Source organism: Actinosynnema sp. NPDC023658 (assembly GCF_040639995.1).
Classification (GTDB): domain Bacteria; phylum Actinomycetota; class Actinomycetes; order Mycobacteriales; family Pseudonocardiaceae; genus Actinosynnema.
This window is the reverse complement of sequence record NZ_JBFAAX010000265.1, coordinates 1-7,947: the sequence shown is the minus strand read 5'-3', so window position 1 is coordinate 7,947 and position 7,947 is coordinate 1. Positions and strand designations below refer to the sequence as shown.

The 7,947-nt window shown below is 73.1% G+C and carries 7 protein-coding genes; 5 read left to right on the top strand and 2 right to left on the bottom strand.

Translation table 11 applies throughout. The features are described 5' to 3' along the window. Positions 1-583, bottom strand: a 583-nt coding sequence (locus AB0G02_RS23205; RefSeq protein ID WP_360797562.1) for a LysR family transcriptional regulator, incomplete at its 3' end; no start/stop codon positions are given. A 71-nt stretch (positions 584-654) separates the two neighbouring features. On the opposite strand from AB0G02_RS23205, the gene AB0G02_RS23200 reads away from it, so the two are divergent. After that, positions 655-1,569: an alpha/beta hydrolase gene (locus AB0G02_RS23200; protein WP_360797561.1), complete on the top strand. Its 915-nt coding sequence runs from the start codon at positions 655-657 to the stop codon at positions 1,567-1,569. Further along, positions 1,569-2,732 (top strand): MFS transporter, encoded by a 1,164-nt coding sequence (locus AB0G02_RS23195; protein ID WP_360797560.1) that lies wholly within the window; start codon positions 1,569-1,571, stop codon positions 2,730-2,732. The genes AB0G02_RS23200 and AB0G02_RS23195 overlap by 1 nt, the downstream gene beginning before the upstream one ends. On the opposite strand, the gene add is transcribed toward AB0G02_RS23195, so the two are convergent. Next, positions 2,689-3,729 carry an adenosine deaminase gene (gene add / locus AB0G02_RS23190; protein ID WP_360797559.1) on the bottom strand — a complete coding sequence of 347 codons (1,041 nt, stop codon included), beginning with the start codon at positions 3,727-3,729 and terminating at the stop codon, positions 2,689-2,691. The two genes, AB0G02_RS23195 and add, sit on opposite strands and share 44 nt — an antisense overlap. Before the next feature lie 121 nt (positions 3,730-3,850). On the opposite strand from add, the gene AB0G02_RS23185 reads away from it, so the two are divergent. The 3 genes from AB0G02_RS23185 to AB0G02_RS23175 all read left to right on the top strand — a co-directional run bounded on the left by AB0G02_RS23185 (position 3,851) and on the right by AB0G02_RS23175 (position 7,748). After that, complete coding sequence (locus AB0G02_RS23185; RefSeq protein ID WP_360797558.1) at positions 3,851-5,698, top strand: Xaa-Pro dipeptidyl-peptidase; 1,848 nt, start codon at positions 3,851-3,853, stop codon at positions 5,696-5,698. Positions 5,699-5,791: 93 nt separating this feature from the next. Continuing rightward, positions 5,792-6,556 (top strand): peptidoglycan DD-metalloendopeptidase family protein, encoded by a 765-nt coding sequence (locus AB0G02_RS23180; protein WP_360797557.1) that lies wholly within the window; start codon positions 5,792-5,794, stop codon positions 6,554-6,556. Between the two features lie 115 nt (positions 6,557-6,671). Beyond that, positions 6,672-7,748: a DUF4192 domain-containing protein gene (locus AB0G02_RS23175; RefSeq protein ID WP_360797556.1), complete on the top strand. Its 1,077-nt coding sequence runs from the start codon at positions 6,672-6,674 to the stop codon at positions 7,746-7,748. The last annotated feature ends 199 nt before the right edge of the window (positions 7,749-7,947 follow it).

Sequence of the window (7,947 nt, the reverse complement as noted above, 5' to 3'; positions counted from 1 at the left end):
CCGGCGCGTAGTGCACCCAGCCCTCGTCGGCCAGCGCGCGCAGGTCGACGGGCTCCCGGTGGTGGGTGTCGGGCGGCAGGACGACCACGAACTCCTCCGCGCCGAGTTCCTGCCGGAAGCCGACCCAGTTCGCGGGCTCGGGCCCCACCGCGAGGTCGGCCTGCCCCTCGGCCATCGCGTCGCGCAGCTCGTCGGCGTGGCGGTGCTCGAACAGGCGGATGCGCACGTCCGGGTGGTCGGCCCGCCAGCGCCGGAGCACGGGCGGCAGCACGCCCAGCGTGAGCGAGTAGATCGTGGCCACGCGCAGTTCGCCGCACTCCAGACCTGCGGCACGCCGTGCGGCGGTGAGCGCACGCTCGGCGTCGGCCAGGGCGGCGCGGGCGTGGGGGAGCCAGGCACGGCCGGCGGGCGTGAGCCGGACGGCGCGGGGGAGGCGGTCGAGCAGCTGCGCGCCGACCGCGCGCTCCAACGCCCGGATCTGGTGGGAGAGGGCCGGCTGGGTGACGTGCAGCAGCTCGGCCGCACGCGTGAAGGAACCCTCGTCCACGACCGTCACCAGGTACTCGAACTGCCTCAACGTCATGCACGGAGTTTATGCGTTCGAGTACGAACATGCCTTGGACTTATGGGTGCCAGTGGTCGGATGATCGGCTCATGGCATTGGACGAACAGACCCGCGCGGTGCTGGACAAGCTCGCGGGAGCGCCCGGGCTGGAGGAGCTGACCGTTCCCCAGGCCCGTGAGGCGCAGTGGGGCTTCCTGGCGTTCCAGGGGCAGCCGGAGCCGGTGGCCCGCGTCGAGCACCTCTTCGTGCCCGGACCGACCGCCGACCTGCCCGCCCGGATCTACTACCCCGGCGGTGACGGGCCGTTCCCGGCGATCGTGTTCCTGCACGGCAGCGGTTGGGTGACCTGCAACCTCGACATCTACGACGTGGCGCTGCGCGCGTTGGCCAACGCCACCGGGCACGCGGTGTTCGCGGTGAACTACCAGAAGGCCCCGGAGCACCCGTTCCCCGTGCCGCTGGACGACTCGTACGCGGCGACGGCGTGGCTGTTCGAGCACGCGGCGTCGGTGGACGTCGACCCCGCGCGGATCGGGGTCATGGGCGACAGCGCGGGCGGCAACCTCGCCGCCGCGGTGGCGTTGCGCGCCCGAGGCACGCTCGACCTGGCGTTCCAGGTGCTGGTGGTGCCCGCGCTGGACGTCGACTTCACCACCCGGTCCTACGTCGGGCACGCGACCGGCCACGTGCTGTCCGCGGCGACGATGCGGTGGTTCTGGTCGCACTACCTCGGGGCCGAGGGGCTGTCGGGGGCCGTCCCGGAGCTCGCCGCGCCGCTGCGGGCGTCGGTGGACGGGCTGCCTCCCGCGTTCGTGGCCGTCGCCGAGCACGACCCGGTGCGGGACGACGGCGAGCGGTACGCGGCGAAGCTGGCGGCGGCCGGTGTGCCGGTGCGGCTGCGCGAGCTGGAGGGCACGATCCACCCGTTCGTGCTGATGGACGGCGCGCTGGACGCCTACCGCGTGCTGCTGGGCGAGCTGCGGACCTGGCTGGGTGCGCGGTGATGCCGCCCGCGTTGGTCGCGCTGGCCCTCGGCGCGTTCGGCATCGGCACCACGGAGTTCGTGATCGTGGGCCTGCTGCCGCAGGTGGCGGGTGACCTCGGGGTCTCGATCCCGTCGGCCGGGCTGCTCGTGTCCGGCTACGCGCTGAGCGTCGTGGTCGGTGCGCCGTTGATCACGGCGGGCGGGTCGCGGGTGCCGCGCAAGCAGTTGCTGGTCGGCCTGATGGGGTTGTTCATCCTAGGCAACCTGGTGTGCGCGGTGGCCGACGACTACGCGTTGCTGATGGTGGGACGGGTCGTCGCCGCGCTGTGCCACGGTGCGTTCTTCGGCGTCGGGTCGGTGGTGGCGGCGGGGTTGGTCGCGCCGGACCGGCGGGCGCGGGCGATCGCGATGATGTTCACCGGATTGACCGCGGCGAACGTGCTGGGCGTGCCGCTGGGCACGGCGCTGGGTCAGTCGTTCGGGTGGCGGTCGACGTTCTGGGCGGTGACCGCGCTCGGCGTGGCGGGGCTGGTGGGCGTCCTGGCGTTCGTGCCGCCGCAGCCCGCGTCGACCGGGTTGCGCGGCGAGCTGGCGGTGTTCCGGCGGCCCGGGGTGTGGCTGGCGCTGGCGACCACGGCGCTGGGGTTCGGCGCGGTGTTCGCGTCGTTCACCTACGTCGCGCCGATGATGACCGAGGTGGCCGGGTTCGCGCCGGGCGCGGTGACGTGGCTGCTGGTGCTGTTCGGGGTGGGGCTGTTCGTGGGGAACGTGGTCGGCGGGCGTGCGGCGGACCGCCGCCTGATGCCCAGCCTGTACGCGTTCCTGGGCGCGCTCGTGGTGGTGCTGGTGGTGTTCGCGTTCACCGCGCACTGGCAGGTGCCCGCGGCGGTGACGATCGCGGTGTTCGGCGTGTTCGGGTTCGCGACCGTGGCGCCGTTGCAGGCCCGCATGCTGGAGCAGGCGTCCGGCGCACCGGCGCTGGCGTCGGCGGCGAACATCGCCGCGTTCAACCTCGGCAACGCGGCGGGCGCGTGGCTGGGCGGCCAGGCGATCGACGCGGGGTTCGGCTACACGGCGCCGAACTGGGTCGGCGCGGCGCTGGCGCTGGCCGGGTTGGGCGTGGCGGTGGTGAGCGGCGTCAGCGACCGAGCGCGTCGATCTCGGCCAGCAGCGACCGTTTGAGGTCTTCCGGCGCGAAGCTGGCCCGCACCCCGGTGCGGGCCAGTTCGGCCAGCTCCGGCTCGCCCAGGCCGAACACCTCGTGGCACAGCAGGTACTCGCGGTCCAGGTCGGTGTGGAACATGCCGGGGTCGTCCGTGGCCAGGGTGACCGGCACGCCCGCGTCGAGCAGCCTCGGCAGCGGGTGGTCGGCCAGGGCCCGCACCGCGCCCGTGCGGAGGTTGGAGGTGGGGCAGACCTCCAGGGTGATCCGCTCGTCGGCCAACCGGCGCAGCAGCTCCGGGTCGCGCACGGCGTTGATGCCGTGGCCGACGCGTTCGGCGTGCAGCTCGTCGAGCGCCTCCCGGACCTGGTCCGGCCCGGTGGTCTCGCCCGCGTGCGGCACGCAGTGCAGGCCCGCGTCCCGTGCGACGGCGAACGCCTCCCGGAACGCCCGGCGCGGCGCGTCCGCCTCGAACCCGCCCAGGCCGAAGCCGACCGTGCCCGCGGGCCGGTGGTTCACCGCGTAGTCGGCGCTGGTCAGGCCGAAGTCGCGGTCCCACAGGCCGGGGATGTCGAACACCCAGGCCAGCTCGACGCCGTGCTCCACCCACGCCCGCTCCCGGCTGGTCGTGAGGGCTTCGTCCAGCTCGTCCGGCGCGATGCCGGCGCGCAGGTGGCTGGTCGCGCTGACCGTCACCTCGGCGTAGCGGACGTTGCGGCGGGCCTGCTCCCCGGCCAGGCCGAGCACCAGCGCGGCCACGTCGTCGCCGGTGGTGACCAGGTCGTTCACCGCGGCGTAGACGTCGATGAAGTGGCCGAAGTCGGTGAACTCGTAGAACCGGAGCAGCTCGGCCTCGTCGGTCGGGACCGCGTGCCGGGGGTGGCGGCGGGCGAGGGTGAGGACGGTGGCGGGGGACGCTGACCCGACGAGGTGGACGTGCAGCTCCACTTTGGGCAGCGCGGCGATGAAGTCACGCATGGCCCGGGCGAGTCTGCACAGGTCTCCGGCGCTGGTCAAGGGGCCGATCGTCGGGTCTTCGGCGCTATGTCCACTGTGGACTCGCGGTGCTCTTGACAGGGGTGGTGGGTCGGGGGATGGTCAGCCGGGAACCAGTCCTGCGCATGATGGGGGTCCGGTCGTGAAGGCTGCACGGAGAGCCGCGGTGCTCGCCGCTCTGGTCACGCTGCCGCTGGGGTTGGTCCCCGCGGTGGCCGGTGCCGCGGTGGAAGGCCCGGTGTTCGTCGGTGGCGAGGCGCAACCCGTCTTCGACCCGAAGGACGTCGTGCGCGAGAGCGTGTGGGTGCGCGCGCCGGTCGACAGCGACCGCGACGGGCGTGACGACGAGGTCTACACCGAGGTGGTGCGGCAGAAGGCCACCGACCGGGGGCTGAAGGTCCCGGTCGTGTTCTTCAACAGCCCCTACTTCTCCGGCGGCAACGACGTGGCCAACCACGACGTCGACGTAGAGCTGTACGTGCCCAACCGCGGCGGCGGGTACGACAAGCGCGACGGGTCGGTGCTCAAGGCCGAGGCCGACGAGCGGATCGCCGCGGCCGTCGGGCCCAACGCGGGGCCCATCACGTCCGGCCGCTACGAGTCGTACTTCATCTCCCGCGGCTTCGCCATGGTCTACGCCGAGTCGCTGGGCACCGGCCAGTCGTCCGGCTGCCCCACCTCCGGCGGGACCAACGAGACCATCGGCTCGAAGTCCGTGGTCGACTGGCTCAACGGCCGCACCACCGCGCGCGACGCCGCGGGCGCGGACGTGAAGGCGGCGTGGACGACCGGCAAGGTCGCCATGATGGGCGTGTCCTACAACGGCACGCTGCCCAACGCCGTCGCCGCCACCGGGGTCGAGGGCCTGGAGGCCATCGTGCCCATCGCGGCGATCTCCAGCTGGTACGACTACTACCGGGCCGACGGCGCGGTGGTCGCGCCCGGCACGTTCCAGGGCGAGGACCTCGACGTGCTGGCGGAGTACGTCTACACGCGGGCCGACCGGGAGATCTGCAAGCCGGTGATCGCGGACGTGGCGGCCCGGCAGGACCGCGTGACCGGCGACTACAGCGCGTTCTGGGACGAGCGGAACTACGTCAAGGACGCGGGCAGGGTGCACGCCGCCGTGCTGGCCGTGCACGGGCTGAGCGACTGGAACGTCAAGGTCAAGCACGTCGCGCAGTGGTACGAGGCGCTGCGGCGGCACGGGGTGGAGCACAAGATCTGGCTGCACCAGTCCGGGCACACCGACCCCGACACGCTGCGGTCGGTCGAGTGGCGGCGCACGCTGAACCGGTGGTTCAGCCACTACCTCTACGGCGTCGACAACGGCATCGAGCGCGAGCCCAAGGCGACGATCCAGCGCGAGGACAAGACCACGTGGGTGGACGAGGCCGACTGGCCCGCACCCGGCACGTCGACCGCCCGGCTGCACCCGTGGGCCGGCGGTCCGAGCAAGGGCGCGCTGCGGTTCGAGCCGGTGCCCGGCCGCGCGGTGGTCGAGTCGCTGCGCGACGACGCGTCCAAGCTCGCCGAGGACCTGGTGGACCTGCCCGCCTCCGGCAACCGGCTGTCGTACACGACCGGGCCCGCCGCGCAGCCGCTCCGGTTCTCCGGCACCGCCCGCGCCGACCTGGCGATCTCGTTCGACCGGCCGGCGGCCAACGTGACGGCGCTGCTGGTGGACCGGGCGCCGGACGGCACGTCGCACGTGATCACGCGGGGGTGGACCGACCCGCAGAACCGGGTGTCGCCGTCGCGGACCAAGCCGATCGAGCCCGGCAAGCAGTACCGGGTCGAGGTCGAGCTCCAGCCGAACGACTACGTCGTCCCGGCCGGTCACCGCGTGGAGTTCGTGCTGCTCTCGTCGGACTACGACTACACGCTCCGGCCCGCGCCGGGTACCGGCCTCTCGGTCGACCTCAACTCGACGGTGCTGGAACTGCCCGTGGTCGGCGGCGTGGCGGCGTTGCGCCGTTCGGTTGGTTAGGAACTAATTCACCATCTGAACACCTGGTAAGTCTTCCACTAAAGCGGCCGGGCGTGGTCGGATGATCACCCCCAGTCGTCAAGGAGGTGGCAGATGAGCCGACGCGTGTTCGTCACGGCCTTGGTGGCGCCGCTGATCGGCCTCGTCCTCACGCAGGGCGAGGCCGCGGCGGCGCCGAACTTCCAGATGCCGTTCCCGTGCAACCAGGTGTGGGAAGGCCAGACCCGCACCAACCACAGCCCCGCGAACTCGGTCGACCTCAACCGCACGAACGACGACGGCGACCCGGTGGTCGCGTCGGCGGGAGGCACCGTCACGCGGGTCGCGAACGAGGGCAGCACCAGCTACGGGCGGTGGATCGAGATCGACCACGGCTCCGGCTGGCGCACCAGGTACGCGCACCTGTCCGTGCAGCGCGTGTCGGTCGGCCAGTCGGTGCGGATCGGCCAGACCATCGGCAACGTGGGGTCGACCGGCGGGTCCACCGGGCCGCACCTGCACTACGAGCAGAGGCTCAACGGCGTCGACCAGAAGATCTCGTTCAACGGCACCCAGATCCTGTACTGGGGCACCCGCAGCTACACCAGCCACAACTCGTGCGGCACCAGCGGCGTGACCGGCACCGTCGGCACCGACAGCGGTGCGTCGGTGACCATCCGCTCCGGCCCCGGGACGCAGTACGCGGCCGTGGGTTCGGTCGCGAACGGCGCGACGGTGACGATCAGCTGCCAGCAGGTGGGCCAGTCGATCACCGGCAAGTACGGCACCACGACCCTGTGGGACAAGATCGGGTCGGGGTACATCTCCGACGCGTACGTGTACACAGGTTCGGACGGGCGCGTAGCACCCGACTGCTGAGTTTCCGCAGGTGACGGGCCGCTCCCACGTCGGTGGGGGCGGCCCTTCCGCGAGTTGTCCACAGATCGGCCTTCGCCGCCGGCCTCCCGGGTGGAACTCCGCCAAGGTCGGACCCATGACGAAGCTGCTGCCCCCGACCCGGCTGCGCGACCCGGGCGACCTGATCGCCGCCGTGCCGCACCTGCTGGGCTTCCACCCGTCCGACTCGATCGTCGTGCTGGTGGCGCAGGACCACGACGTGGCCATGGCCGTGCGCGTCGACCTGCCGCCGCCGGGCGTGCCGAACCGGGTGGCCCGGCAGCTGACCGCGCCGCTGGCCCGGTGCCGCGGCTCGGACGCGGTGGTCGTCGTGGTCGGCGGCGGTTCGGGCGACCCGCCCGAGGACCTGCCGCACGCCGGGCTGGTCGACGAGGTGGACGACGCCCTGCTCGCCGCCGACGTGCCGTTGCTGGTGGCGGTGTGGACGCGTGCGACGGCGAAGGGCGAGCGCTGGTTCGACTACCACGACGTGGGCACGTCGGGCACCGTCCCGGACCCGTCGAGCACGGCGCTGGCCGCGGCGTCGGCGGCGGACGGCCACGTCACCTACGCCAGCCGTGAGGCGATGGGCGAGCTGCTGACCCCGGACCCACCGGAGGCCCTGTCCCGCCGAACCGCCCTGCTGAACCGCCTGTCGGCCGACTCCCCGCCGGCCGGTTCTGCGCCGGCGGGTTCTGCGGTCAACGGTTCTGCGGCAGACCCCGCCACCGTCCCGGCGCGGCACCGGGAGCTGATCCACGCCGAGGTGGTGCGGGCGGCGACCAGGAAGCGCCCGCTGACCGACGAGGAGGTGGCCGACCTGGCGCACGCCCTGTCCAACCCGGTGACGCGCGACGCCAGCCTGGCCTACTGCGTCGGTGAGCTGGCCGGGAGCGCCGAGGTGCTGTGGACCGAACTGACCCGCGCCTGCCCCGCGCCCGAACGGGCGGAACCGGCCAGCCTGCTCGCGTTCTGCGCCTACGCCAAGGGCCTGGGCAGCCTGGCGGCCCTGGCCCTGGACCGGGCCGAAGAAGCCCACCCGGGCCACCGCCTGACCGAGCTGCTGAGGGCCGCCCTGGACTTCGGCCTGCCACCGGACCAACTCCGAGGCCTGGCCGAACGCGTGGCCGAAACCGACTGGTCCACCCCGCCGACCACCCCAACCCCACCCTGACCCGGCCCCACCCTGACCCGGCCCTGACCGCCACCCGCCCCCGACCACCACTGACCCCGCCTTGCCCCGACCACCACGCCAACCGGCCCTGCCCGCCAACCGGCCCTGCCCGCCAACCGGGCCTGCCCGCCAACCGGGCCTGCCCGCCAACCGGGCCTGCCCGCCAACCGGGCCTGCCCGCCAACCGGGCCTGCCCGCC

Excerpts from the sequence above, each read along its gene's own strand:
- AB0G02_RS23200 (WP_360797561.1), top strand. The coding sequence starts at position 655 with ATGGCATTGGACGAACAGACCCGCGCGGTGCTGGACAAGCTCGCGGGA.
- AB0G02_RS23195 (WP_360797560.1), top strand. The coding sequence starts at position 1,569 with ATGCCGCCCGCGTTGGTCGCGCTGGCCCTCGGCGCGTTCGGCATCGGC.
- AB0G02_RS23180 (WP_360797557.1), top strand. The coding sequence starts at position 5,792 with ATGAGCCGACGCGTGTTCGTCACGGCCTTGGTGGCGCCGCTGATCGGC.
- AB0G02_RS23175 (WP_360797556.1), top strand. The coding sequence starts at position 6,672 with ATGACGAAGCTGCTGCCCCCGACCCGGCTGCGCGACCCGGGCGACCTG.